Annotated in this window: 24 protein-coding genes; 5 read left to right on the forward strand and 19 right to left on the reverse strand. The window is 65.2% G+C overall.

Annotated elements, in window-relative coordinates:
• Positions 1-108: 108 nt before the first annotated feature.
• Positions 109-990, forward strand: a complete 882-nt coding sequence (locus tag CK224_RS17615; RefSeq protein ID WP_095778195.1) for a LysR family transcriptional regulator — start codon at positions 109-111, stop codon at positions 988-990.
• Positions 991-1069: 79 nt separating this feature from the next.
• Here the strand turns inward: CK224_RS17615 and CK224_RS17620 are convergent, their stop codons facing one another.
• The gene (locus tag CK224_RS17620; RefSeq protein ID WP_141245820.1) at positions 1070-1414 is read right to left on the reverse strand and encodes a hypothetical protein; all 345 of its coding nucleotides are present in this window, start codon (positions 1412-1414) and stop codon (positions 1070-1072) included.
• Here CK224_RS17620 and CK224_RS17625 point away from each other — a divergent pair.
• Together CK224_RS17625 and CK224_RS17630 are read left to right on the forward strand one after the other, a co-directional pair.
• Positions 1404-1844, forward strand: a complete 441-nt coding sequence (locus tag CK224_RS17625; protein WP_095782605.1) for a hypothetical protein — start codon at positions 1404-1406, stop codon at positions 1842-1844. The two genes, CK224_RS17620 and CK224_RS17625, sit on opposite strands and share 11 nt — an antisense overlap.
• A 68-nt stretch (positions 1845-1912) precedes the next feature.
• The gene (locus CK224_RS17630; RefSeq protein ID WP_095782796.1) at positions 1913-4003 is read left to right on the forward strand and encodes a phosphatidylserine/phosphatidylglycerophosphate/cardiolipin synthase family protein; all 2091 of its coding nucleotides are present in this window, start codon (positions 1913-1915) and stop codon (positions 4001-4003) included.
• A gap of 1 nt (position 4004) precedes the next feature.
• Here the strand turns inward: CK224_RS17630 and CK224_RS17635 are convergent, their stop codons facing one another.
• The 10 genes from CK224_RS17635 to rsfS form a co-directional block, all read right to left on the reverse strand.
• Entirely contained in the window at positions 4005-5264 is a 1260-nt protein-coding gene (locus CK224_RS17635; protein WP_095782606.1) for a D-amino acid dehydrogenase, read from the reverse strand.
• A 20-nt stretch (positions 5265-5284) separates the two neighbouring features.
• Positions 5285-5815, reverse strand: coding sequence for a nucleoside-diphosphate kinase (locus CK224_RS17640; protein WP_095782607.1), 531 nt, complete (start codon positions 5813-5815; stop codon positions 5285-5287).
• A complete protein-coding gene (gene rnk, locus CK224_RS17645) occupies positions 5812-6231 on the reverse strand; it encodes a nucleoside diphosphate kinase regulator (protein WP_095782608.1) in 420 nt (139 codons plus the stop codon). Before rnk ends, CK224_RS17640 begins: the two co-directional genes overlap by 4 nt.
• A gap of 271 nt (positions 6232-6502) precedes the next feature.
• A complete protein-coding gene (gene alr / locus CK224_RS17650; RefSeq protein ID WP_095782797.1) occupies positions 6503-7594 on the reverse strand; it encodes an alanine racemase in 1092 nt (363 codons plus the stop codon).
• Between the two features lie 251 nt (positions 7595-7845).
• Positions 7846-8361 (reverse strand): RNA pyrophosphohydrolase, encoded by a 516-nt coding sequence (locus CK224_RS17655; protein ID WP_067319545.1) that lies wholly within the window; start codon positions 8359-8361, stop codon positions 7846-7848.
• Positions 8362-8412: 51 nt separating this feature from the next.
• Positions 8413-9612 carry a divergent polysaccharide deacetylase family protein gene (locus CK224_RS17660; protein ID WP_095782609.1) on the reverse strand — a complete coding sequence of 400 codons (1200 nt, stop codon included), beginning with the start codon at positions 9610-9612 and terminating at the stop codon, positions 8413-8415.
• A gap of 212 nt (positions 9613-9824) precedes the next feature.
• Positions 9825-11156, reverse strand: a complete 1332-nt coding sequence (locus CK224_RS17665) for a S41 family peptidase (RefSeq protein ID WP_067001610.1) — start codon at positions 11154-11156, stop codon at positions 9825-9827.
• Between the two features lies 1 nt (position 11157).
• Positions 11158-12492 carry a murein hydrolase activator EnvC gene (locus CK224_RS17670; protein WP_095782610.1) on the reverse strand — a complete coding sequence of 445 codons (1335 nt, stop codon included), beginning with the start codon at positions 12490-12492 and terminating at the stop codon, positions 11158-11160.
• A 147-nt stretch (positions 12493-12639) separates the two neighbouring features.
• Positions 12640-13122: a 23S rRNA (pseudouridine(1915)-N(3))-methyltransferase RlmH gene (gene rlmH, locus CK224_RS17675; protein WP_095782611.1), complete on the reverse strand. Its 483-nt coding sequence runs from the start codon at positions 13120-13122 to the stop codon at positions 12640-12642.
• 61 nt (positions 13123-13183) lie between these two features.
• Positions 13184-13561, reverse strand: a complete 378-nt coding sequence (gene rsfS / locus CK224_RS17680; RefSeq protein ID WP_059189846.1) for a ribosome silencing factor — start codon at positions 13559-13561, stop codon at positions 13184-13186.
• A gap of 241 nt (positions 13562-13802) precedes the next feature.
• On the opposite strand from rsfS, the gene CK224_RS17685 reads away from it, so the two are divergent.
• Positions 13803-14654, forward strand: a complete 852-nt coding sequence (locus CK224_RS17685; protein ID WP_067001600.1) for a mechanosensitive ion channel domain-containing protein — start codon at positions 13803-13805, stop codon at positions 14652-14654.
• A 5-nt stretch (positions 14655-14659) separates the two neighbouring features.
• Here CK224_RS17685 and CK224_RS17690 read toward each other — a convergent pair whose 3' ends face one another.
• From CK224_RS17690 to obgE, 5 genes are all read right to left on the reverse strand, one after another.
• Complete coding sequence (locus CK224_RS17690; RefSeq protein ID WP_095782612.1) at positions 14660-15937, reverse strand: MFS transporter; 1278 nt, start codon at positions 15935-15937, stop codon at positions 14660-14662.
• Between the two features lie 81 nt (positions 15938-16018).
• Positions 16019-16606, reverse strand: coding sequence for a nicotinate-nucleotide adenylyltransferase (locus CK224_RS17695; protein ID WP_095782798.1), 588 nt, complete (start codon positions 16604-16606; stop codon positions 16019-16021).
• Positions 16607-16855: 249 nt separating this feature from the next.
• Entirely contained in the window at positions 16856-18142 is a 1287-nt protein-coding gene (locus tag CK224_RS17705) for a glutamate-5-semialdehyde dehydrogenase (protein ID WP_095782614.1), read from the reverse strand.
• An 18-nt stretch (positions 18143-18160) separates the two neighbouring features.
• Positions 18161-19318: a glutamate 5-kinase gene (proB, locus tag CK224_RS17710; protein ID WP_095782615.1), complete on the reverse strand. Its 1158-nt coding sequence runs from the start codon at positions 19316-19318 to the stop codon at positions 18161-18163.
• Positions 19315-20352, reverse strand: coding sequence for a GTPase ObgE (gene obgE / locus CK224_RS17715; RefSeq protein WP_067001582.1), 1038 nt, complete (start codon positions 20350-20352; stop codon positions 19315-19317). The genes proB and obgE overlap by 4 nt, the downstream gene beginning before the upstream one ends.
• A 148-nt stretch (positions 20353-20500) precedes the next feature.
• On the opposite strand from obgE, the gene CK224_RS17720 reads away from it, so the two are divergent.
• Positions 20501-21364 carry an endonuclease/exonuclease/phosphatase family protein gene (locus tag CK224_RS17720; RefSeq protein ID WP_067319561.1) on the forward strand — a complete coding sequence of 288 codons (864 nt, stop codon included), beginning with the start codon at positions 20501-20503 and terminating at the stop codon, positions 21362-21364.
• A gap of 163 nt (positions 21365-21527) precedes the next feature.
• Here CK224_RS17720 and CK224_RS17725 read toward each other — a convergent pair whose 3' ends face one another.
• The 3 genes from CK224_RS17725 to rplU form a co-directional block, all read right to left on the reverse strand.
• Positions 21528-22115, reverse strand: coding sequence for a GNAT family protein (locus CK224_RS17725; protein ID WP_095782616.1), 588 nt, complete (start codon positions 22113-22115; stop codon positions 21528-21530).
• A 125-nt stretch (positions 22116-22240) separates the two neighbouring features.
• Positions 22241-22510, reverse strand: coding sequence for a 50S ribosomal protein L27 (rpmA, locus tag CK224_RS17730; protein WP_095767205.1), 270 nt, complete (start codon positions 22508-22510; stop codon positions 22241-22243).
• Between the two features lie 100 nt (positions 22511-22610).
• Complete coding sequence (gene rplU, locus CK224_RS17735; RefSeq protein WP_095782617.1) at positions 22611-23327, reverse strand: 50S ribosomal protein L21; 717 nt, start codon at positions 23325-23327, stop codon at positions 22611-22613.
• Positions 23328-23625 lie beyond the last annotated feature (298 nt).

Raw genomic sequence — 23625 nt, forward strand, 5'->3', positions numbered from 1 at the left:
AGCCGGCGACGGAACCGCTGATCTCCCCCCTTGTGGGGGAGATGTCCGGCAGGACAGAGGGGGGCGCGAAGGAACGCGGCTTTGATCGCTGTCACCAAGGTCATCCCCATGAACTGGGATGATGTCCGCATCTTCCTCGCCGTGGCTCGCGCCGGCCAGATCCTCGGCGCGGCAAGACGCCTGGAGCTCAACCACGCCACCGTCTCGCGCCGCCTCGCGGCTCTCGAGGAGGCGCTGCGGACGAAACTCTTCCGCCGCCTGACCACCGGCAGCGAGCTGACACCGGCCGGCGAGCGCTTCCTCGACATCGCCGAGCGCATGGAGAGCGACATGATCGCCGCGCGCTCGACCATCGCCGGCGAGGGCGACGACGTCTCCGGCACGGTGCGCATCGGCGCTCCCGACGGTTTCGGTGTCGCCTTCCTCGCCAAGCGTTTGGGCGAGCTGACGGCGCTCCACCGCGAGCTCACCATCCAGCTGGTGCCGGTGCCGCGCTCCTTCTCCCTGTCGCGGCGCGAGGCCGACATCGCGATTACCGTCGAGCGGCCGACCGAGGGCCGATTGGTGGCGGGAAAGCTGGTCGACTATACGCTCGGCCTGTTCGCCTCCCGCACCTATGCGGAAGCCAACGGCCTGCCGAAGACAGCAGCCGAGCTCGATCGGCACACGCTGATCGGCTATGTGCCCGACCTCATCGTCAGCCCTTCGCTCGACTATGCCGCGGAGTTCAGCCCGGACTGGCGCACCAGCTTCGCCATCTCGTCAGCACTTGGTCAGGCGGAGGCGGTGCGCTCGGGCGCCGGCATCGGCATCCTCCATACCTTCGTCGCCCGCTCGATGCCGGAGCTGGTGCCGGTAGACATCGTCGCGCCCATCCGCCGCGCCTACTGGTTGGTCTATCACGAATCGGTGAGGCCGCTGCGCCGGGTCCAGCTCGTCGCCAATTTCATCACCAAGGCGGTGGAGCGGGAAAAAGGGTTGTTCGTCTGATGCCGTCCAAAAGGCCGATCCGCTTTGGAACCGCCATTGAGGCGCATCGAGGACGAAAGAATTCACAACCTTGTCGGCCTCAGCCGCGAACGCCGCCCACATCCCGGCCGGCTTCCTCGGCGCTGTTGCCCAGCAGCCCGCAGGTGACGAAACCATAGTGGCCCTCGCGTATCGAAATCGCTATCCTGGCGTGGCCGTAGAAGCTGACATCGCCGTCGCCGAGGTGGAAATCCATGTCAGCCATCCGCACGGGATAGCCGTCCGGGAATCGCGCCAGCCGGTCGTTGCTGGAACTGCCCGAAGCGAAGGCGGAGCCGACCCGCCTTGCGCTTGCCACAAAATCGGCCAGTGTGGCACCAGTACTTCGCCATGCCATGGCAGGCGAGGGGGAATCTGGGAAAGCCGGCGCAGACATGCGAGCCATTCTTGCCATCCTGCCGCTGCTTTGCCTCTCCGGCTGCGCCAATCCGTGGGCCAGGGTTCCCGAAGCTGAACTGCCGAAGTCGATCCGCTATGCGATGGCCCGCCCCTCGCCTTTCGTCTTCGGTAATTATTGCGGTCCCGGAACCCGTACCGGCGATCTCTCGGCCACCCCGGTCGACCGGCTCGATGCCGCCTGCCGGATCCACGATGCCTGCTATATCGCCCGCCACAATCATTGCGATTGCGACGGCGCGCTGATCGCTTCGGCAAGGACGATCCGCGGCGACAAGACGGCGCCAAGGAAGATGCGCGGCGAGGCCGAGCTCTTGATAGCCACCTTCGCGCTTCCGGTCTGCAAGGTCTTTCCGCAGGGCTTCATGCCGCCGCGCGACCCCGCCCAGCTCAAGGTCATGAACGGGGCGACCGGGTGAGACCGGGAGCCGTCGTGACAAGGCTGCTGCTTGGCCTGGCGCTGACCGCGCTCGCCGGATGCGCCGGCATGCCGGGCCGTTCCGCCTGCGCCTTCTTTCCGGGAGACGAAGCCTGCGCGCGTCCGCCCATCTCGGCGGATCGAAGCGGCGCCGAGATCGCCAGCGCCCGCTACTTCGCGGACAATGGCAATGCCGCCTATGAAAAGCGATTCGAGGCGTTGCTGGCCCAAAGCCGAATCGATGCGCTCGACCGCACCAACGGCACCGGCCGCTTCGGCCGTGACTGGCGCGACGTCCACAATGATCGTTTCCAGGCAACTTATCCGGCGCTGCAACGGTTGGCGAAGCCGCTCGACGGCACTGAGCAGCCGCTCGCACCAGGCAAACCGGGCGAAGGCCATTTCACCGGTCGCTGGCGCATGTCGCGCCAGACGCTTTATCTCGACGCCGCCGCCAGGCCGTCCGCACCCAAGACCTTCAGCTTCTCCGGTCTGCAGGCGCGCTCGGTCGAGATCGTGCTCCGCCAGGCCGGCCGGCAGCCAGTCGTGATCAGCGGCAGCTGCGACGGATCGCTGGCGATGCGCATCTCGGGCCGGTCGCGCACAATTGCCAAAGGTGCCGCGTTCCATCTCAGCCTGCCGACGACCGAGACATCTGCCAGCCTGTTTCCAAGCGAAGCGCTCACCCGTTGCGATCTCACGGTCAGCTCCAGCCTCGCGCCGTCCGGCGCGAAGCTGACCATCCTGCGCGAGGAGGCCGCCGACCCATGGATCACGGCACTCGACAGCCGCTATGATCGTTGTCCGGTGCCAGATCCGGCCGGGCTCGAAGCGCTCGACCGCGCCTTTTATGACGGCCGTTGGCTGTCGCAGACCTGCGCGCTGCCGCTCGGGTGGCCGACCCTGCTGCGCAAATCGCGCGACGGTTTCAATGCCAAGGTCGAGGCGCTGCTCGGCAAGACGCTGCCCGAAAGCGCCTTCGACAAGGCCGATCCCGAACTGCCGCTCGATTTCTCCAACGCGCCGAGACTGAAGCTGATCTATCTGTCGTCGCTGGAGTTCAAGGCGGACTTTTCCGGCCGCATCATGGAGCGGCTGATCCGCCACCACGCGGCGCTCGGCACCAAGGTACGCATCCTGGTCACCGACGTGCTGGAGCGCGACAAGGACGACGCCCTGCTGCATCGGCTGGCGGCGGAGTTTCCCAATGTCCAATTGCAGGAATATCGCTGGCAGGCCGATCACGGCGCGCCGATCGACGAGCAGCTCTCACAGCTGCACAAGACCCATCACATCAAGATGCTGGCGACCCTGGCCGAGGAACCCGGCCGCTCGCGCGTCATCATCGGCGGCCGCAACATCCATGACGGGTTCCTGTTTCATAAGCCGATCGACCTGTCGCGCTACCCTCAGCTGCAGCAATACGGCAAGACCGACGGCTTCTCGCTCAACTACTATTCCAACTGGAGCGACTTCGACATCGAGATCGCCGACCCGGCGACGGTCGAAACGCTGGCCGCGCATTTCTCGACCGTCTGGCTGCGCGATGCCGACACCAATCTGTCACGGCCGTTTTCCATTCCGGTTCGTTCCGGTGGCCATCCGCAAGGCGTGGTGCGGCACTTCATTTCCGTGCCTTACGCGGACGGGCATGCACTGGAAAACTACTTCGTCGAACTGATCGACACCGCCGAGCATCGCATCGAGATCGTCAATCCCTATCTCAACCTCACGCCCAGTATCGCGAGAGCGTTCGATCGGGCGCTGGCCCGCGGCGTCAAGATCGACGTCGTCGGGCGCATCGATCTCAAGGGCGACATAGGCGGCCGCTTCCTCACCGCGCTCAACAAGCTATTCGTGGAGAAATATGGCGACCGCATCAACATCCGCGAATTCAAGGCGCCCGACGTGGTGCTGCATTCCAAGATCATGATGATCGATCAGCGCCTGGTGACGATCTCCTCGGTCAACCTCAACAATCGCAGCTTCGTCCACGACTCGGAAAACGGCATGATGGTGCTCGATCCGGCCTTCTACCGCCGCATGAAGTCGGTCTATGACGACTATCTCGCCCATTCGCAGCCGGTCGCCACCAATGTCACGATCGGCTGGGCTTACCGGCTGCTGTTCAGCAATGGGTGGGTGAAACAGGCCTTTTAAATCAAGCCTTGATGTAGCGGTCCGGGCTGAGGTCGAGCGCGTTGATCTCCGGCACCCGGTTGGAAATGATATCGGCAAGCACTTTCGCCGAGCCGCAGGCCATGGTCCAGCCCAGCGTGCCGTGGCCGGTGTTGAGATAGAGGTTGGACAATTCGCTGCGCCCGACCAGCGGCGGCCCGTCGGGCGTCATCGGCCGCAAGCCACACCAGAAACTCGCCGCCTTGAGATCGCCGCCGCCCGGAAACAGGTCGCCGACGGAGTGCTCGAGCGTGCGGCGGCGCGATTCATGCAGACGAAGGTCGAAGCCCGAAATCTCCGCGGTGCCGCCGACGCGGATGCGGTCGCCGAGCCTGGTGATCGCCACCTTGTAAGTCTCGTCCATGATGGTCGACACCGGCGCCGCCGCCGCGTCCGTTATCGGCACCGTGATGGAATAGCCTTTGACCGGATAGACGGGGATCGGCCGTTTCATCTTGCGCATGAAGGGAGCCGAATAGCTGCCAAGCGCCATCACATAGGCGTCCGCCGTTCGCCAGCCCTTGTCGGTGCCGACCTGGACGACGCGGTTTCGATTCCTGACGACGCGCCGGATGCTCGTGCCGTATTCGAAGGCGACGCCGCGCGCCACGCAAAGCTCGGCCAGCTTGTCGGTGAACATCTTGCAGTCGCCGGTCTCGTCGCCGGGCAGCCTCAGCCCGCCGACGAATTTTTCCCGCACACCGGCCAGCGCCGGCTCGGCCGCGATGCAGCCGTCCCGGTCGAGGAGCTCGTAGGGAACGCCGTATTTTTTCAGCACCTCGACATCGCCGCCGGTGCCGTCGAGCTGCTTCTGCCTGCGGAAGAGCTGCAGCGTGCCCTTGGCTCGCTCGTCATAGCTGATGCCGATCGTAGCGCGAAGCGCCTTCAGCGTGTCGCGGCTGTACTCGGCCAAGGGCACCATGCGCGACTTGTTCAGCGCATAGCGCTCGGCCGTGCAGTTGCGCAGCATCTTCAAGAGCCATGTCCACATATGCGGATCGAAGGCCGGCCGCACCACCAGCGGTCCGTATTTCATCAACAGCCATTTGACGGCTTTCACGGGAATGCCGGGCCCTGCCCATGGCGAGGCATAGCCCGGCGACACTTCGCCGGCATTGGCGAAGCTGGTCTCCAGCGCCGGGCCCTGCTGCCGGTCGATCACCGTGACTTCGTGGCCGGCCTCGGCAAGGAAGTAGGCGGTGGTGATCCCGATCACACCGCCGCCCAGCACCAGGACTTTCATTCTATGCTCCCTCAAACCGATCATGCCGCCGAAGGGCCGGGATCGTCGCCTTCTGTCTGCCGGATTTTGCCGCACCCGCCAAGGGGCCAACGATCGCCTGCGGCGCTGTACACCAGCCTCGGGCCAAGGGGTCGCTGTGCGGCAGTCCGAGCCGCCCGATGCTCGGCCTCCGGCTGGTAGGCCACATCCTCGAGAAGGATGCGCTCGCGGCTGCCGTCGGGGCGCTCGGCCACTACCGACTCGCCCGCCCTCATGCCGAGCAGGCAGAGGCCGCGCCAGGTGCCGAGCGGCAGGCCGAATCCGACAGGAGCGGAGGCGTCGCCCAGCATCAACGTCCTCGTCTCCGGGGCTCCTTCGTTGATCCGGAAGACTACCCGGCTGTTCAGCGTGGCGATGTCGGGCTCGACCATGCCGACTGGGATGATGTTGCTCTCGGCGAGCTTGCGTTCGAGCATCGGCACGATCGCGTCGGCAAAGGCGCGCCGGCGCATCAGCATCGCTTCGAGAACCGCGAGATCCTTCGTCGTGAGACGATATATGGTCCTGGTCATGGCGCTCTCCGCGACGCGGATTGCTCGACCGCGTGGATGGTCGCCGAAAGCACCCGGCCGTCGCGGCTTCGCCAGGAGACTGTGCGGCCGGCACGCGCGCCGATCAGCGCGGTTCCGAGCGGCGTCAGCACCGAGATGCGTTTTTCGGCGATGTCGGCCTCGGCGGGATAGACCAGCGTGACGCGCTGAACGCTTCCTTCCCCGTCGTGAAGCGTCACCGTCGTGCCCATCCGCACGACATCCGTTGGCATCGCCGCTTCGGCGGCGATCCGCGCGCGATCCATCTCGGCGAGCAGGTCCTCGGCCATCTCGGGCGTCCGCTCGAGAAAGGCTCTGGCAAGGCCGCTGAGCCGGTCGTGGTCCGCGTCGCTGACGACGATCGTGTTTCGTGAACGCGATTGGGTTGTGGCATTCATGGCAAACCTCCTGGATTTGCACGTCGACGAACCGACGCGCGCTGCAGCCCGCTCAAAGGCGGCGACGAAGAGCCGACAGCCGCGAAAGGCTGGCTGGCTCGATGACGATGTCAGGAATTCAAATGCCCCGGCTCGGCGATCGCCAACACGACCGCGCCGGGGCTACGCTCCCGCGATGGGGCAAACCCTGAAAAAGGTTCTGCTATGGGCGAGGTTGCTCATGCCTCGACCCTTGCCGAGATACACCGGCTTGTCAAGCAAGCCGCCCCTTTCACCCGCCGATGTAGCGGCGGTGAAAGCGCGCACCCAGGCTGGCCAGCACCTCGTAGCCGATGGTTCCGGCATGCGCGGCCGCGTCGTCGAGGCTTTGCGACGACCCGATGAGCTCGACGAGGTCGCCCTCGCCCAGTTGATCGACCGGAAGCGCTGAAATGTCGAGGACAATGGAATCCATCGATACCCGCCCGACGAAAGGCAGCCGCACGCCCTCGAGCCAGGCGGCCGAGGCGGCGCGCCGGTGCCAGCCATCAGCATAGCCGAGCGAGATTGTCGCCAGCCTGAGCGGTCCGCGCGCCTGATGGGTATGGCCGTAGCCGATGCCGGCGCCGTCATCGACGTTGCGCGTCTGAGCCACCTTCGCCTGCAGCCGCACCACCGGCAGCATCGGGTTCGCCTCGCCCGGCGTCGGATTGATGCCGTAGAGCGCCGCGCCCGGCCGCGCGAGGTCGTGGTGGTAGGCCGATCCGAGAAAGATGCCGGACGAATTGGCAAGCGAGGCCGGCGCCTTGGGCAGCATCCCGCGCAGCCGCTCAAACGCGAGCCGCTGCGCTTCGTTGGCAGGATTGAGCGGCTCGTCGGCGCAGGCGAGATGGCTCATCACCAGGCGGATGTCGATGCCGCCGAAAGCATCCGCCGCGAGCGCCTCGACGTCAGCCGGCGGCATGCCGAGCCGTGACATGCCGCTGTCGACCTGAACAGCGGCCGGCAGCTTTCGGCCGGCGGCAAGCGCCGCTTCACGCCACGCTCTCAACTGAGCGGTGCTGTTGATGACAGGATGAAGCCCAGTTGCGATCGCTTCCGGCTCGGAGCCCGGCGGCAGGCCGTTGAGCACAAAGATCTCATGTCCGGGTTCAAGCGCCTTGCGCAGCGCGATGCCCTCGCCGAGCAGCGCGACGAAGAAGATCTCGCAGCCTTCCTTCATCAGCGCCGATGCCACGCGCGCTGCGCCGAGGCCATAGCCGTCGGCCTTGAGCACGCCGGCGCAGCGCACGCCCGCCAGCCGCGCCTTCAGCCGCCGGTAGTTCTCGCGGATGGCGCCAAGATCGATGGTCAGGATCGCGCCGGCTGAAGTTTCGCCGGGCATAAAGCCGCTGGTGGCGGTCGTTTGCGGCAAAGACGTTTTGGTGCCGGTCATCGGGGCAATTGCGTCGGACAAAGTCGGGTCACACTTGTTGCGGAGCTGCGTGCTTCTCGACGCCGGCGAAGTGCGCTTGTCGCGCGTCGTTCATGTTTGCCTCTTTGCCTGCGGCGCATCTGCATCAACAAAGCATGATCTCGACTACGGTGCCAACCTCTTCGCTAACCGAACTTAGTTGGAAGCGCGCCTGCCAACGCCTAGCGAGCAAGATGCTGGAACGCGGCCACCACCTGCTCGTAGACCTTGCGCTTGAACGGCACGATCAGGTCGGGCAGCTCCCGCATCGGCCGCCATGCCCATTGGTCGAATTCGGCCTTGTGGCCGCCCGGCGGCGGATTGATCTCAATCTCGCTCTCGTCGCCCTCGAAGCGGTAGGCGAACCATTTCTGCGTTTGGCCGCGATAGCGGCCCTTGAAGGCGACGCCGACCAGATGCGGCGGCAGGTCGTAATTGATCCAGTGCGGCGCTTCGGCAAGCAGCGACACGCTGCGCATACCGGTCTCCTCGTAAAGCTCCCGCTCCGCCGCCGGGAGCGGCTCCTCGCCCTCGTCGATGCCGCCCTGCGGCATCTGCCAGAGTTTCGTGGTGCCGGAGAATTCGCTGTCCGGCTCGGCGATGCGATGACCGACCCAGACCAGCCCGGCCGGGTTGAGGATCATCAGCCCGACGCAGGGGCGATAGGGCAGCGTTTCAGGATCGATCTTTTTGGCCATCGTTGAGATTTCCAGCCGTTTTGGAGATGCATTCAGGCGAAAGGGTCGGCGTTAGCCTTTTTGCGGATCGATCGCCACCGCCGAAATCGGCACGATCTCGATGCCGCGCTTCTTCGCCTCTGCCACCCAGGACGCAACCGTGTCCACGGTGATATCGAAGGCCGAGCCGATGCCGACGGCGCTGCCCTTGGCGCGTGCCGTCGCCTCGAGGCTGTCCAGCTTCTTGAGGATTTCGCCGCGGTCCTGCACAGCATCGATCGCCATGTCGCCGGCGACGAAAGGAACGCCATCCTTCAGCGCGAGGTCGGGCGCCAGGCTTCGCGCGGAGGAGCCGTCGTCGACATAGGCAAGGCCGCGCTTGCCGAGCTCGGCCATGAACGGTCCCATCGCGTTTGCATCAGCCGAGAAACGCGCGCCCATATAGTTCATGACGCCGGTATAGTTGGTCGTCCTCGACAGCGCCCAGTGCAGGCTCTTCAGGTTCTCGTCCGGACTCGCATCGACCGTCAGCGTGTTGCGTCCCGGATTGACGCCCGGATAATCGAACGGCTCGAGCGGTATCTGCATGACGATCTCATGTCCGCTCTGGCGCGCCGCCTTCATCCAGCGGTCGATGCTGTTGCCCTGCGGCGCGAAAGCCAGCGTCACCTCGGCGGGCAATTTGGCGATCGCGGCCTGCGTGCCGGTCTGGGAGACGGCGAGCCCGCCGATGACGATAGCCACGCGCGCGCCGCGCGCTCCGGACCAGGGCCGCGCATAGACGTCGAACGGTCGCCGGCCATCGGCGGAGCGCACCGGCAGCGGGCCGCTGTCGCTCGCCTCGATCAGCGCCCTGTCGGGAATATGCGCGACCTTGAGATTCTGGCTGAGTGTGGAAGGATCGCGGATGACGATACCGGCCTTCGGCGGACCATCGCCCTCTTCAGACTCGACATGGATGATTTGCGGGCCATCGCCCTTCATCGGCGTGCTCGCATTGGGCTTCGCCGCCGCCACCTCGGCCGGTGCCGGCGTCGGCGCCGGTGCCGGCGCGGGAGCCGGCGCCACGATTACCTTCGGCGTCGAAACGGCCGTCTCTTGCGGTTTGCGGAAAGGTTTTTCACGCAACGCGATCGCACCGGAAATGCCCACTACAGTGAGGACGGCGACCGCCGCGCCAAGCGTGCCGGCGCCGAAGGTGCGCGAGGCAGGGCGCTCTGGCCGGAGCGTCTGTCCGAGCGGGCGTTCGATGTCCTTGCCGATGTCAGCCAAGCCGCATCCCCAGGCCCGTGACGCGGCTGATCGGATCAGCGCAGCTGATCGAATCGTCAGCGCTCACGCGCGAATTCAAAACCTTAGGCGACGCAGCGCCCGTTGCCGAACCACCCTGTCCCCGAATCAAACTGCCGGAACCTCGCGGTCCCGGCAGCATTGCATCGCTTCGGTCGGCCGGCCAGAGCGATCTGCCCCGGCCCTCCCCGTCTTTACTGGTTCAGCACAGCCTTGTCCGGGTTCGGCGGGAAGGCCGGATCGGTCTTTTGGCCGCGCAGCAGCTGTTCGGCATAGATCAGCTGCAGGTCGTCCTTCGGCTCCGGCGGCACATAGGCGGCCGAGCCCGAGCCGGTCGAGCTCTCGTCGGCCCCCTTGATGTGGCCCTTGAGGTCCGATTCGCCGCGGGTCAGGTCCCTGCCCTGCAGGTCCGGCGGCAGCGGCTGCTCGACCTTGATGTCGGGCGTGATGCCCTTGCCCTGGATCGATTTGCCCGACGGCGTGTAATAGAGCGCGGTGGTGAGCCTGAGCGCGCCATTCTCACCGAGCGGGATGATGGTCTGCACCGAGCCCTTGCCGAACGACTGCGTGCCGACGACGGTGGCGCGGCGCAGATCCTGCAGCGCGCCGGCGACGATCTCGGACGCGCTTGCCGAGCCGCCATTGACCAGCACGATCAGCGGCTTGCCGCCGATGTCGTCGTTCTGCTTCGGCTTGGCGTCGAAGCGGGTAACGTCCTTCGGATCGCGGCCGCGGGTCGAGACGATCTCGCCGCGCTTCAGGAAGGCGTCCGACACGCTCACCGCCTGGTCGAGCAGGCCGCCCGGATTGAGGCGCAGGTCGAGTACATAGCCCTTCAGCTTGTCGTTGGGCACCTGCTTCTTGATGTTCTCGATGGCGTTCTCGAGATCGTCATAGGTCTTCTCGGTGAAGGAGGTGATCTTCATGTAGCCGATGTCGTTCTCGACCCGGTATTTCACCGCCTTGACCTTGATGATGTCGCGCACGACCGTCAACTCGATCGGCTTGTCGGCGCCCTGGCGCAGGATGGTGAGCTTGATCGGCGTGTTGACCGGTCCGCGCATCTTCTCGACCGCGTCGTTGAGGGTGAGGCCGCGCACCTCCTCGCCGTCGATCTTGGCGATATAGTCGCCGGCAAGCACGCCCGCCTTTGCGGCCGGCGTGTCGTCGATCGGCGTGATCACCTTGACCAGGTCGTTCTCCATCGTGACCTCGATGCCGAGGCCGCCGAACTCGCCCTTGGTCTGCACGCGCATATCCTGCGCCTGCTCGGCATTCATGTAGGAGGAATGCGGGTCGAGCGAAGCGAGCATGCCGTTGATGGCGTTCTCGACCAGCGACTTGTCGTCCGGAGGCGTCACATATTGCGCGCGCACGCGCTCGAAGATGTCGCCGAAGATCGCCAGCTGCTTGTAGGTCTCGGAACCCGCAGCATTCGCCGCCGAGCCGGGTGCGCCGTAGACCAGGCTCATTGCCGATGCGCCCATCAGCGCGCCGGCAAACAGAAGCGACAATTTCCGCATCATTTCACGTCCTTCCAGAAAATCGGTCCGCCCACCAGGGGTTCGGATCGACGGGTTTTCCATCCTTGCGGAACTCAACATAGAGTTCCGGCGTCGCATTTCCATTCTGCGAGGCCGAGGTGCTTGCCACCCGGGCCTCTCCCATCGCGCCGATCGGCTCTCCTGCGAGCACCGACTGTCCGGTCGCGACGCTGATTCTGCTCATCCCCGCCAGGACGACATGATACCCGTCACCCGCATTGAGGATCAAGAGTTGACCATAGGAGCGAAACGGCCCCGCATAAAGAACGTTTCCATCCGCCGGCGCGGTGACGATGGCCCCCGATTGTGTCGCAACCATGTCTCCCTGCATCATTGCGCCATTGCCGTCGTCGGTGCCGAAGCGCCGTTTGATCTTGCCGATGACCGGCAGCGCGATCTGGCCCTGGAGCGCCGCGAACGGGGCGGAAGCGGTTAAACGATTGCCCTCCGGCACCGGCGGCGCGGCGGGTTCCGCTGTCGATGCGGTCGTGTCGGCGTCCGCCGATTTCCGATCGGCCGCCTTGGCCTGGTCGGCCGCCTTGCGCGCCTTGTCGGCCTCGAGCGAGGCGATGAGGTCCTTGAGGCTGCTGGCCTTGTCCGCCAGCCGCTGCGAGCGCTGCCGCTCTGCTGCCAGGGCCGCTTCGGTATCGGCCTGCAGCTTCTGCTTGGCCTCGAGCAGCATGGTCAGTCGTTTCTTTTCCGCCGTCTGCTCGGTGACTGCAGCGGTAAGCCGCCCGCGTTCGGCCTCGATCGAGGCCGTCACCCGGGTCTGTTCCTTGAGATCGGCGAGCAGCCTGTCGGTCTGCTGGCGCAATTCCGGCACCACGGCGCCGAGCAGGATGGCACTGCGCACCGACGACAACGCGTCCTCCGGCTTGACCAGGATCGCCGGTGGCGGATTGAGCCCCATGCGCTGCAGCGCGCCGAGCACCTCGGCGAGCACGTCGCGCCGCGCCACCAGCGAAGCGTGCAGCTTCTCTTGCTCGGCTTTCAGTCCTTCCAGTTTGGCGCCGATGTCCTCGATGTCCTGGCCGAGCTTCTGCTCAGTCATCGCCGACTGGATCAGCGCCGCACTGATCGAAGCATGGTCCTTCTTCACCGTCGCGACGTCGGCGGCAAGCTTGGCCAGCCGCTCGGAGGACAACGAGATTTCCTTGGAGACCTGCTCGTATTCGACCCGGCTCTTGTCGGGGTCCGGCGGGACATCGAGCGAATTTTCCGCGGCCATAGCCGGCCCGAGCGCGATCAGCGCGGCGACAAGTGTCAAGCCGCAGCGGCTGCGCCAGGCGCGCGTTCTCGAATTCCAGCCTTCAGACATCAGGCCTCGACTCTATCCGCCGCTTCGTTAACGAACCATCAACCATGTTGGAGCACCCGCAACAACCGTGATGCCGGTTCATTGAGGCGGAAATCGGTGCAAGCGGACGTGATCCCCAGCTTTCGGGGTCACAGCGCGAACGATGACTCACGAGCGGTGATAGGGATGCCCGGCAAGGATGGTGGCGATGCGATAGAGCTGTTCGCCGAGCATGACGCGCACCAGCTGATGCGGCCAGGTCAGCGCTCCGAACGACAACACCAGATCGGCCTCTTCGCGCAAGGATTTGTGATGGCCGTCCGCGCCGCCGATCGCGATGACCAGCGCCTTGCGGCCGCTGTCGCGCAACTGGCCGATGCGGGCCGCCAGGTCCTCCGAGGACAGCGCCTTGCCGCGTTCGTCGAGCAGGAACAGCACGTTGCCTTGCTGCAGCTGACCCTGCAGCTTCTGGCCCTCCTCGCGGCGACGTTCGTCGGCGCTCTGGCCGCGGCTCTCGGGTGTCTCGACAATGCCGGCAAATTCCAGCCCGACCGCGGGCCCGCTCTTGGCGAAGCGCTCGAAATAGCGGTCGGCGAGCTCTCTCTCGGGGCCGGTCTTCATCCGGCCCACGGCATGAACGGTGATCTTCATCCTCGCCTCGGCGAGCTCTCGATCGGCGCCGGACCGGAACGGTCACGGCCCGCGATACGGCTCAGTGCAAGGTCTCTTCCTCGAGATCCGGCGCCTGCCACATCTTTTCGAGATTGTAGAATTCGCGGACTTCGGGACGGAAGACATGGACGATGATGTCGCCGGAATCGATCAGGACCCAGTCGGCGCTGGCCAGCCCTTCGACGCGCGCCATGCCGAGACCGGCATCCTTGAGCGCCTTGAGGAGATGGTCGGCGACCGCCGAGACATGGCGGTGCGATCGGCCCGATGCGACGACCATATAGTCGCCGAGGCTCGATTTACCCTGGATGTCGATTGAGACGATATTTTCGGCCTTGGAGTCTTCCAGACTGGCAAGGACTGTCTTGATGGCGAGGGAGGCAGCATCGCTTCCGCTGATCCCGGCCGGCGAAGGCACGATATCGGCCTTCTTCCGCAGTGCTGTTCTCAGTGTGTTTCCTTTCCCAATAAGAACAACCAAATCACCCGGCAAATCAGGTGACCCTGCTTAGATAGGCAGAGTTCCATTGCAGTTTCAAGACGGGCGCGCTCTCAGGGCGGCCTCGGCAGGCCGGACAGGCCCTCGGAAGGCTGAAAAGAGCGGAACCCCTGCGCGCCGCATGGGTTATCGGCACACCGGACAAAGGGGATTCCCAACCATGCCAATCGACCCGCAGAGCGCCCTCATCACGATTCAAGCCGGGCTTGCGCAGCTCAGCTCGCTGATAGTCTCCTATTCCTTCTCGGCAATCGGTGCTGTGATCCTTCTGGTTGTCGGCTACCTCGTTGCCGGCCTTGCCGAGCGATCGATCTATGCCGGGCTCGGTCATATTCACGGCTTTGACGAGACGCTGCGCCACTTCTTCTCCCAGGTCGTCCGCTACGGCATCCTGATCCTGGTCGTTATCATGGTGCTCGGCCAGTTTGGCGTGCAGACGGCTTCGATCATCGCCGCGATCGGCGCTGCCGGTCTGGCGATCGGCCTTGCACTGCAAGGTACGCTGCAGAACATCGCCGCCGGCATCATGCTGCTTGCGCTGAGGCCCTTCCGCATCGGCGAATATGTGGAGGTCGGTGCGATCGCCGGCACAATCGAGGAGATCGGCCTGTTCGCGACCAAGCTGCGCACTGTCGAAGGTATCTACATCCTGGCGCCCAACCAAACGCTGTGGAACCAGCCGGTGCGCAATTTCACCCGCAACGGCGTCAGACGCACCGATATCAGCTTGAGCATCGGTTCATGGAACGACATCGACCGCGGGCAGAAGACGCTGCTTGCCATCGCCAATGCCGAGAAGCGCATCCGGCGCGAGCCGGCGCCGATCGCCTTCATCGCAGGGCTTGGCGAGAGCACGGTTTCACTGACCCTGCGCTACTGGACTTCAGCGGCCGACTATTTCGCCACCCAGATCGACTTGACCAAACGCGCCAAGCTGGCCTTCGACAACGAGGGCATTTCGATCCCCCTGCCGCCGCCCGAGATACCGTCCCAGGAAGTCCGCAAGCAATAATCTCGTCAGTCCTTGGCCGGCTTTGCCGGCTCCTCCGGCGCGAAGGCGAGCTCCACCGGCAGGGGCGTCTGCGCCGACATCGGCGCGAAGCTGCCGGTTGCGGCAGCAGGCATAGGTCGCGCCGCAAACACCCGCCACAGCACGAACAGGCAGAACGCGGAAGCGATGGCGATGCCGACATAGATGAAGGTCCCGGTGCCGAAGACGGCGGAAAGCGCCGTCACGATGCCGGGTACGATGAAGCCGGACAGCGACCAGGCAAAGAGCAGCGAACTCGACAGCGCCAGCAGCTCTTCCTTCCTGGCGCGGTCGGCGGCGTGGGCGCTGGACAGCGAATAGATCGATTCCGATGCACCGTCCCAGATCAGGTAGATCGCCACCAGGGCCATCAGCGCCCCGCCGTCGAAGGCGATGGCGAGCAGGCTCGCCGCCACCGCCAGCGCCGCCGTGCCCGCCAGCACATAGCGGCGGTCGGTACGGTCCGAGAGCCAGCCGAGCGGTATCTGCAGGATCAGCGTGCCGACCGGCATCGCCGACAAGAGCAGCGCCACCTCTGCCTGGCTGTAACCCTTGGCGGTGGCGTGGATCGGCGCAAAACCGGAAATGATCATCGACAGGCCGCCCACCGCCAGCATGCCGACGACGCCGACTGGCGAGATCCTCCACGCTTGGCCGAGCGCCACCGAAGCGGCCTGCGGCGCGGGCGGCTGGGCAAGCCGCGTCATGCCCACCGGCAGGATGGACAGCGCGGTGAAGGCGATGCCGATCAGCGGCGCCGCCGCCGTCTGGATGTCGATCGCGGCGAGAGTCGCATAACCGACGCCCAATCCGGCGATATAGGCGACGTAGAACACCGCCATCACCCGGCCGCGTATGGCGTTCGGCAGGGCGTCGTTGAGCCAGCTCTGCGCGACGATGAAGAGGCCGCATATGGCGAAGCCGTAAAGCGCCCGCGCCGCGATCCACAGCAGCGGCATCGGTCCGGCGCCGATCGCCACGTTGGAGAGCGCGATGAGCGCCGAAAGCACCATGAACGCGCGTGCATGGCCGACCCGGCGCACCAAGGGTCCGGTAAGGATGCAGCCGGCGAGCCCGCCGGCCGAAAGGCCGGTGACGATCAGTCCGGCCCAGGTCGGATCGAAACCATCGGCGCCGAGCCGCACCGGAATGAAGGCGAACATCAGCCCGTTGCCGATCGCGATCAGCGCCATCGACACGATGACGCTGGCAATGGCAATCAGCGGCGCCGATTGTCCGGGATCGGTTTGAGTCTGCGTCAGCATGCCCTCGCAGCTTGGCTGATCGGAATGCGATAGGCCGCCGTAAAAGCGACATCGCTCGGCCCCTTGTGGAAGATGGGCGCCTCAGCCCTTCGCCGCCTTGCGGATCGCGGTGGAGGAAAGCGAAGAGCGCGGGCCGTGGATGAAGGTCCAGGCCGGCGCCCGCATGCGGGCAAGCAGCGGCGCGTCGCCTTCGTCGACGCGGGCATAGTCGAAGGTCTTGGCGACGACCGAGGACAGGAAGGAGAGCGTGGCGCCCGGTCGGTCGATGACGGCGATCGGGAAGGTCAGCACGATCTCGCGCCAGCGCTGCCAGCGATGGAAGTCGCGTAAGGAATCCGCGCCCATGATCCAGACGAAGTCGACACCTGGATTGCGCGCCTTGACCAGCGCCAGCGTGTCGGCGGTGTAGCGGACATGCTGCGCCGCCTCGAAGGCAGTGACCTTGATCTTCGGATTCCTGGCGATCCTTTCAGACAGCGCGACGCGCTCGGCGAGAGGCGCCAGCTCGCGCGCGCTTTTCAGCGGATTGCCGGGCGTCACCATCCACCAGAGCTGGTCGAGGGCCAGCCTTCTCAGCGCAATCTCGGCGACCAGCGCGTGACCGGCATGCGGCGGGTTGAACGAGCCGCCGAAGAGGCCGACGGCCAGCCCTTTGCCGGCATGCGGCATGTGGAGATAGGGCGCGGGGACGGGCTGCTCGGGCTGGGAAAGCATGACGCTAGGCACCCCCCTCTGCCCTGCCGGGCATCTCCCCCGCAACGGGGAAGATTGGCGGCTCCTTCGCAGCCGCAAATCTTGCAGTGTTGGCGACTGGCGAAACCGGGAAAATCAGCTGATCTCCCCCCTTGCGGGGGAGACGGCCGGCAGGCCGGAGGGAGGTGCCTAGGCGCAAGCTTCAGCCTCTTAGGGCAAGCGACATCAAGGCCTCACTTGCCCCGACCCGCGCACGCGGTACTTGAACGAGGTCAGCTGCTCGACGCCGACCGGTCCGCGCGCATGCATCTTGCCGGTGGCGATGCCGATCTCGGCGCCCATGCCGAACTCGCCGCCGTCGGCGAACTGTGTCGAGGCATTGTGCAACAAAATCGCCGAGTCGATCTCGCTGAAGAATGTTTCGACCGATTGCGCATCCTCGGCGACGATCGCCTCGGTGTGATGCGAGGAGAAGGTCTCGATATGCTCGATCGCGCCGGCCACGCCGTCGACCAGCTTCACCGCGATGATCGCGTCGAGATATTCCGTCACCCAGTCGGCGTCGGTCGCCGGGCTGGCATCGGCAAAGGCTTTCATCACCTCGACCTCTGCATGGATCTCACAGCCGGCGGCGCGCAGGGCCTCCAGGATCGGCACCAGATGGGTGGACGCGACCGCACGGTCGACGAGCAGCGTCTCGGCGGCGCCGCACACGCCGGTGCGCCGCATCTTGGCGTTGACGGCGATCTGGACCGCCATGTCGAGCTTCGCCGAACGATCGACATAGAGATGGCAGATGCCTTCGAGATGGGCAAAGACCGGTACGCGCGCCTCGGTCTGCACGCGCCCGACCAGGCTCTTGCCGCCGCGCGGGATGATGACGTCGAGATTGCCGCCTAAGCCTTTGAGCATCTCGCCGACCGCGGCGCGGTCGGTGGTCGGCACCAACTGAATGGCGTCTTGCGGCAGGCCGGCTGCCTTCAGCCCTTCGACCATGCAGGCATGGATTGCGGACGACGAATTGATCGAATCCGAGCCGCCGCGCAGGATCACGGGATTGCCGGCTTTCAGGCAGAGCGCGCCCGCATCAGCCGTCACGTTCGGGCGGCTTTCATAGATGACGCCGATGACGCCGAGCGGCGTGCGCACGCGCTCGATATGGAGGCCGTTCGGCCGGTCCCATTCGGCAATCACCTCGCCGACCGGATCCTTGAGCGCCGCGATCTCGCGAATGCCGTCGGCCATCGCCCTGATACGTGAGGGGTTGAGTTTCAGCCGGTCCATGAAGGAACCGGACAGCCCGGCTTCCTCGCCGTTCGACATATCGATGGCGTTGGCCTCTAGGATCGCCTGCTCGTTGCGCAGGATGGCGTCGGCCATCGCGGCCAAGGCGTCGTTCTTGGCCTTGGTCGATGCGACGGCCAACGGTCGGGCAGCGGCGCGGGCGCGGAGGCCGATATCGGCCATCAGCGTCACCGTATCTTCCCCGGATTTGTCATGCAGCTTCAGCATGGTTCATCCTCCGCTGGGTCATTCGTCGGCCAAAACTTGGTCGTCGGCCAATACTTGATCACTGGATCGACTTACCACAAGGTCGTCGCGATGGATCATCGCCGAGCGCGCCTCGTAGCCGAGCACATTTTCGATCTCGGCCGTCTTCAAACCCGCGATCCTTACGGCATCGGCGGCATCATAGGCAACCAGCCCGCGCGCGATCTCGCGGCCCTCGGGCGACAGGATCGCCACCGTGTCGCCGCGCGAGAAATTGCCGCTGACGAGCTTGACGCCGGCCGGCAGCAGCGACTTGCCCGATTTCAGCGCGCCGACAGCGCCGGCATCGACGGTGAGCCTCCCGGCCGGCTCCAACTGTCCCGCGATCCAGGTCTTGTAGCCCTTCACCGGGTTGGCGCTGGGCTTGAAGAAAGTGGCGCGTTCGCCGCGCTCGATCGCCATCAGCGGCGACAGGCGCGTGCCGGCGGTGATGATCATCGCCGTGCCGGCGGCGTTTGCGATCTTGCCCGCGTCGAGTTTCGTCCGCATGCCGCCGCGCGAGAGTTCCGAAGCGGCGGCGCCCGCCATCGCCTCGATGTCCGGCGTGATGCGCTCGACCACCGGAATGAACTTGGCTTGCGGGTCCTTGGCCGGCGGCGCCGTATAGAGCCCGTCGATGTCGGAAAGCAGCACCAGAAGATCGGCGCCCATCATCGTCGCCACCCGCGCCGCCAGCCGGTCGTTGTCGCCATAACGGATTTCGGAGGTCGCGACCGTGTCATTCTCGTTGATGACCGGCACCGCCTTCATCTTGAGCAAGGTCGAGATCGTGGCGCGGGCGTTAAGGTAGCGGCGGCGCTCCTCGGTATCGCCAAGGGTCAACAGAATCTGCCCGGATTTGAGCCCGTCCCTGCCCAGCGCATCCGACCAGGCGCCCGCAAGCGCGATCTGGCCGACGGCGGCCGCTGCCTGGCTTTCCTCGAGCTTCAGCGCGCGTTTGCCGAGCCCGAGAATGGTGCGGCCGAGCGCGATGGCGCCCGAGGATACGACGAGCACCTCCGCGCCGGCATTGGCGAGCACCGCGATGTCTGCGGCTAAAGAGGTCAGCCAATCGCGCTTCAAGCCGGTCGCGCGGTCGACGAGCAGCGCCGAGCCGATCTTCACGGTTATGCGCCGGTATGATTTCAGCGATTTCATGGGTTTTGCCGCCAGCGCGTATCGACTGGAGCGGGAACGGCATCGCGCGCCTCGGCGACCACCGCCATCAGCGCGCGCTGCACAGCCTCAACGCCTTCGCCGGTGACGGCCGACAACAGCATCGGCGCGCGGCCGGCGGCGCGTTTCAGAGAGGCAGCCTTCTTCTTGCGGGCGTCCGCGTCGAGGATGTCGACCTGGCTGAGGGCGATGATCTCAGGCTTGTCGGCCAGCCCATGGCCATAGGCTTCGAGCTCGGCGCGCACGGTCTTGTAGGCCTTGCCGGGATTTTCCTCCTGCGCCGAGACGAGATGGAGCAGGACGCGCGTGCGCTCGACATGGCCGAGGAAGCGGTCGCCGATGCCGACGCCCTCATGCGCGCCCTCGATCAGGCCGGGGATGTCGGCCAGCACGAACTCGCGGCCGTCGATGCGGGCGACGCCGAGGCCGGGATAGAGCGTGGTGAAGGGATAGTCGGCGATCTTCGGCTTGGCGGCGGTGACGGCCGCAAGGAAGGTCGACTTGCCGGCGTTGGGCAGGCCGACAAGGCCGGCATCGGCGATCAGCTTGAGCCGCAGCCAGATGCTCAACTCCTCGCCCGGCTGGCCGGGATTGGCGCGGCGCGGCGCCTGGTTGGTCGAGGTCTTGAAATGCTGGTTGCCGAAGCCGCCATTGCCGCCCTTGGCGAGCAGAAAGCGTTGGCCGACCTCGGTCAAATCGCAGATCAGCGTCTCATTGTCCTCGGCGAAGACCTGGGTGCCGGCCGGCACTTTCAGCGTCGCGTCGGCGCCCTTGGCACCCGTCATGTTGCGGCCCATGCCGTGCATGCCGGTCTTGGCCTTGAAATGCTGCTGGTAGCGGTAGTCGATCAGTGTGTTCAAGCCATCAACGGCTTCGACCCAGACATCGCCGCCGCGGCCACCGTCGCCGCCGTCCGGACCGCCGAACTCGATGAATTTCTCGCGGCGGAACGACATCGATCCGGCACCACCGTCGCCGGATCGGATGTAAACTCGGGCTTGGTCGAGGAATTTCATCGGATTTTCAGGTTTCTGCTATTGCGCTTGCGGGATTGCTCTAAACCAAGGTGGAGCCAAGGGCGAGGCCCGTTTGCAACTAAAGCGCCGGCTGCACTTTAGCCAGGGGCGCGGTAGCACTGTTCGCGGGCGAGACCGGGAGGCGCGAATGAAGCTTGTCACTTACAATATCCAGTATGGCATCGGCCTCGACGGCAAATACGATGTCGGCCGCATCGCCGACGCGGTGCGCGGCGCCGATGTCATCGCCCTGCAGGAAGTCACCCGCAACAACCCGCGCAACGGCGACCGCGACATGGTGGCCGAGATCGGCGAGGCGCTGCCGGACTATTTTGTCGCCTATGCCAGCAATTTCGAGGTCAATATCGGCTCGCGCCTGGATGCCGGCCGCGCCGTCACCCGCACCTTCCAGCTCGGCAACATGGTGCTGTCGAAGACGCCCATTCATCTGTCGCGTAATCTCCTTCTGCCGCGCAGCCGCAGCCTGGAGCGGATGAACTTCCAGCGCGGCGCGCTGGAGGCGCTAATCGAGACGCCGCTCGGCTTCATCCGCTTCTACTCCACCCATCTCGACCACCGCAGCCCCGTCGAGCGTCAGAGCCAGATCCGTTTCCTGCGCCAGCGCCTGCTCAACTACGCGTTGGAAGGCGGCGGCCTTTCCGGCATTCCCGAAATCGGCCTGCCGGACCTGCCCTATCCGGAAGCCTTCATCGTCATGGGCGACTTCAACATGCTGCCCGGATCGCCCGAATATGTCGAACTCGCCGGACGTCCGGACCATGAATTCGGCATGCCGCTCACCGCCGATCTCGCCGTCGATGTCGCCCAGCGCCTGGACGTTTCCGGCCTCTTCACCTGGATCGACCCCAATCGGCCCAACGATGCGGGCCGCCACAAATGCATCGACTACGTCTTCACCAGCGCTTCGCTCGCCGGCTCGCTGAAGCGCCTGTGGGCCGACCGGCAGGCGCGTGGATCGGACCACCTGCCGGTCTGGGTCGAATTGGGCTGAGTCGTCTTTGAGCGCCGACGCCTAGGCGTGTTGCTATTCAGGTCAGGCTGAGCCGAAAATGACGGCTTTCGAGAACCGGAGCGGAGCGTACTGAAAGCACGCGAGCACCGGAAGCGCAGGAAACCGTCATTTGCAGGCCGGCCTCACCTGAATTTCAACATGCCTAGAAGTGCACCCAGTTGCGCAGGCTCGTCCAGGTCTTGCGGTCCAGCCGGTAGCGCTCGACCGGCACCTGGCCGGCGACGATCGAGTTCAGCATGCCCTGGCCGGCATACTGAAAGCCGCACTTGTGGATGACGCGGCGCGATGCCGGATTGATGACCCTGGTCGAGGCATGCAGCACCTGGATCGAGGTCTTCTGGAAGGCAAGGTCGACCAGCGCGTGCGCCGCCTCGGTCGCATAGCCGCGCTTCCAGTAAGGCTCGCCGATCCAGTAGCCCAGCTCCAGCCCGCGATCGGTGGTATTCAACCCCGCGCAGCCGACGAAAGTGCCGGTGCCGGCGAGCGTCAGCGCATAGGCGATGCCGGCGCGGCGCGACGAGGCCGTGGCGAGGAAGGCGCGGGCCTCGGCTTCGCCGTAAGGATGCGGCATGCGGGCCAGCATTTCGGCGACGTGACGGTTGTCGGCCAGAGCGACGAGTTGCGCGAGATCGCTCTCGCGCGGAGCGCGCATGACCAGGCGCTCGGTGGCGAGCACCGGGCAATCGATCGCGTAACTTTCGTCTTCGGTGTCTTCCGCTTCGGCAACCATTTTAGTCCTCCAGGGCAAAGAAAAATGAAAAAGGAGAGATGGAAGCCCATCTCTCCTGATCCTTTTCCTGGCCTGGCCAGACACCGGTCCCCGAGATGGGCGCCGGTGTTATGGTGCGGAACCGGCTACTCCGCTGCTTTGGTGATCGGGTTTACCGAGACGTAGGTTCGGCCGTTGGCTTTTTTGTTGAAGGTGACTGCGCCGGCTTCGAGCGCAAAAAGGGTGTGGTCGGTGCCCATGCCAACGTTGGTGCCCGGATGCCATTGCGTGCCGCGCTGACGAATGATGATGTTGCCGGCGATGACGGCTTCGCCACCGAACTTTTTCACGCCGAGACGCTTGGAGTGCGAATCGCGACCGTTGCGCGACGAACCGCCAGCTTTCTTGTGTGCCATCTAACTAACTCCGATGCGCCCTGAGGCGCTTGAATGGTCTTATGAACGCGTTCGCGTTCCGTTTCAAGTCCGATCCGGCGACGATTATCGCCGGCCGTCCTTACTTCTTTTTCGCCAGCTCCTTGGCCTGCTCGCGCCAGTCCTTGATCTGGTCGGCGCTGAACGGCATGTGCTCGTCGATCTTGGCGACATCCTTCTCGGTCAGCTTGGCCAGCTGCGCAAAGGTGACGATGCCCTGCTCGGCGAGATCCTTCGCCGCGACGGGACCGATGCCCTTGATCACGGTCAAATCGTCCGGCTCGCCCTTCGGTGCCTTGAACAGCGGCGCGGCCTTGGCCTCTTCGCTGGCGGGAGCTTCCTTGGGGGCGGCCTCTGCCTTGGCTTCCTTCTTGGCCTTGGCCTCCTTCGGAGCGGCTTCGGCCTTCGCCTCGGCGGCGACGTCTGCCTTGGCTTCGGGCGCCTTGGCCTCAGCCTTGGCGGCGGCCTTCTTCGACGGCTTGGCGCCGCCCAGCAGGATCTCGGAGATCCTTACGGTGGTCAGAAGCTGGCGGTGGCCGATCTTGCGGCGGGAATTCTGGCGGCGGCGCTTCTTGAAAGCGATGACGGTGCGGTTCTTGCCCTGTTCGACGACTTCCGCCGTGACCAGAGCGCCATCGACGAACGGCGCGCCGAAGGTGACATTCTCACCCTCGCCATGCGCGAGAACAGTGCCGATCTCGACGATATCGCCGACCTTGGCTTCGACTTTCTCGATCTTGAGCAGATCGTTGGCGGCGACGCGATACTGCTTGCCGCCCGTTTTGATGACTGCGAACATTTTTTGCCTTTCGCTGTTCGGTCGGCCTCGATGAACCGCTTCAGGCGGTTCGGCCGTCTTTTTGTCAGTCTGCGGGTTCAAAAAACAAGCGGCGCGGAGAAGCCCCACGCCGGATGCGGGCTGTCCCTAACCGAAGGTCGCAAGGAAGTCAAGGCAAGCGGCCCTTGCTCCTGGAGCATGCCGCGCGGCGCGCGCCGGTCCGTCGCCTCGCCGACGCTTTTTTCAACAAGCGGGAAATCGGTCGACCAGGGCCTTGTAACTGCGGCGGTCAGCCGTTATCTAGTGCGCCGCGCCGGCA

It is taken from the genome of Mesorhizobium sp. WSM3862, from assembly GCF_002294985.1.
Classification (GTDB): Bacteria; Pseudomonadota; Alphaproteobacteria; order Rhizobiales; family Rhizobiaceae; genus Mesorhizobium.

Coding starts and splice junctions, on each gene's coding strand:
- CK224_RS17665 (WP_067001610.1), bottom strand. CDS start 11,156: ATGATGCGGAAATTGTCGCTTCTGTTTGCCGGCGCGCTGATGGGCGCA.
- CK224_RS17670 (WP_095782610.1), bottom strand. CDS start 12,492: ATGTCTGAAGGCTGGAATTCGAGAACGCGCGCCTGGCGCAGCCGCTGC.
- rlmH (WP_095782611.1), bottom strand. CDS start 13,122: ATGAAGATCACCGTTCATGCCGTGGGCCGGATGAAGACCGGCCCCGAG.
- proB (WP_095782615.1), bottom strand. CDS start 19,318: ATGAAATCGCTGAAATCATACCGGCGCATAACCGTGAAGATCGGCTCG.
- rnk (WP_095782608.1), bottom strand. CDS start 6,231: ATGAATGCCACAACCCAATCGCGTTCACGAAACACGATCGTCGTCAGC.
- CK224_RS17690 (WP_095782612.1), bottom strand. CDS start 15,937: ATGCTGACGCAGACTCAAACCGATCCCGGACAATCGGCGCCGCTGATT.
- rpmA (WP_095767205.1), bottom strand. CDS start 22,510: ATGGCACACAAGAAAGCTGGCGGTTCGTCGCGCAACGGTCGCGATTCG.
- obgE (WP_067001582.1), bottom strand. CDS start 20,352: ATGAAATTCCTCGACCAAGCCCGAGTTTACATCCGATCCGGCGACGGT.
- CK224_RS17630 (WP_095782796.1), top strand. CDS start 1,913: ATGCCGGGCCGTTCCGCCTGCGCCTTCTTTCCGGGAGACGAAGCCTGC.
- CK224_RS17625 (WP_095782605.1), top strand. CDS start 1,404: ATGCGAGCCATTCTTGCCATCCTGCCGCTGCTTTGCCTCTCCGGCTGC.
- CK224_RS17685 (WP_067001600.1), top strand. CDS start 13,803: ATGCCAATCGACCCGCAGAGCGCCCTCATCACGATTCAAGCCGGGCTT.
- CK224_RS17725 (WP_095782616.1), bottom strand. CDS start 22,115: ATGGTTGCCGAAGCGGAAGACACCGAAGACGAAAGTTACGCGATCGAT.
- rplU (WP_095782617.1), bottom strand. CDS start 23,327: ATGTTCGCAGTCATCAAAACGGGCGGCAAGCAGTATCGCGTCGCCGCC.
- CK224_RS17720 (WP_067319561.1), top strand. CDS start 20,501: ATGAAGCTTGTCACTTACAATATCCAGTATGGCATCGGCCTCGACGGC.
- CK224_RS17695 (WP_095782798.1), bottom strand. CDS start 16,606: ATGCCGCATGCCGGCAAAGGGCTGGCCGTCGGCCTCTTCGGCGGCTCG.
- CK224_RS17615 (WP_095778195.1), top strand. CDS start 109: ATGAACTGGGATGATGTCCGCATCTTCCTCGCCGTGGCTCGCGCCGGC.
- CK224_RS17620 (WP_141245820.1), bottom strand. CDS start 1,414: ATGGCTCGCATGTCTGCGCCGGCTTTCCCAGATTCCCCCTCGCCTGCC.
- alr (WP_095782797.1), bottom strand. CDS start 7,594: ATGCCCGGCGAAACTTCAGCCGGCGCGATCCTGACCATCGATCTTGGC.
- CK224_RS17640 (WP_095782607.1), bottom strand. CDS start 5,815: ATGACCAGGACCATATATCGTCTCACGACGAAGGATCTCGCGGTTCTC.
- CK224_RS17705 (WP_095782614.1), bottom strand. CDS start 18,142: ATGCTGAAGCTGCATGACAAATCCGGGGAAGATACGGTGACGCTGATG.
- CK224_RS17655 (WP_067319545.1), bottom strand. CDS start 8,361: ATGGCCAAAAAGATCGATCCTGAAACGCTGCCCTATCGCCCCTGCGTC.
- CK224_RS17635 (WP_095782606.1), bottom strand. CDS start 5,264: ATGAAAGTCCTGGTGCTGGGCGGCGGTGTGATCGGGATCACCACCGCC.